The organism is Novosphingobium naphthalenivorans NBRC 102051 (assembly GCF_001590985.1).
GTDB classification, from domain to species: domain Bacteria; phylum Pseudomonadota; class Alphaproteobacteria; order Sphingomonadales; family Sphingomonadaceae; genus Novosphingobium; species Novosphingobium naphthalenivorans.
The window spans coordinates 1-727 of record NZ_BCTX01000219.1 but is presented as its reverse complement, the minus strand read 5'-3'; the positions used below and the strand labels follow the sequence as shown (position 1 = coordinate 727).

General features: G+C 61.5%; 1 pseudogene. It reads left to right on the top strand.

What is annotated here, in order from left to right:
* Positions 1 to 13 precede the first annotated feature (13 nt).
* Positions 14 to 727 (top strand): annotated as a pseudogene (locus tag NN5_RS25555) (transposase); the annotation flags it as partial.

The window sequence follows — 727 nt, the reverse complement described above, 5'->3', positions numbered from 1 at the left end:
GCCCCAACCCTCCTTGAAAAAATCGCCTACAAAGGCCCCTGCTGAGCGGGTTGTGAAGGATATTCGGCGTCAGACCCGACGGCACTTCTCGGCCGAAGACAAGATTCGCATCGTGCTCGATGGGCTGCGCGGCGAGGACAGCATTGCCGAGCTGTGCCGCAAAGAAGGCATCGCGCAGAGCCTGTATTACACCTGGTCGAAAGAGTTCATGGAAGCTGGCAAGCGTCGCCTGGCCGGCGACACCGCGCGTGCCGCGACCACTGGCGAGGTGCAGGATCTGCGCCGCGAGGCTCGTGCCCTGAAGGAATGCGTTGCCGACCTGACACTCGAAAACCGTCTGCTGAAAAAAAGCATGATCGCGGATGGGGGCGACGACGAATGAGGTATCCCGCATCAGAAAAGCTCGAGATCATCCGGATCGTCGAGCAGTCGCACCTGCCTGCCAAGCGTACGCTGGACCAGCTCGGCATCGCCCGTCGGACGTTCTACCGCTGGTATGACCGTTATCTTGAGGGCGGGCCGGAGGCGCTGGAGGATCGGCCATCGGCACCGAGCCGAGTGTGGAACCGCATCGGCCGCGACATTCAGGGCAAGATCGTCGAGATGGCACTGGAAGAGACCGATCTGAGCCCCCGCGAACTGGCGGTGCGCTTCACCGACGAGAAGCGCTACTTCGTGTCGGAATCCACGGTTTACCGCCTGTTGAAGGCCCATGATCTGATCACCT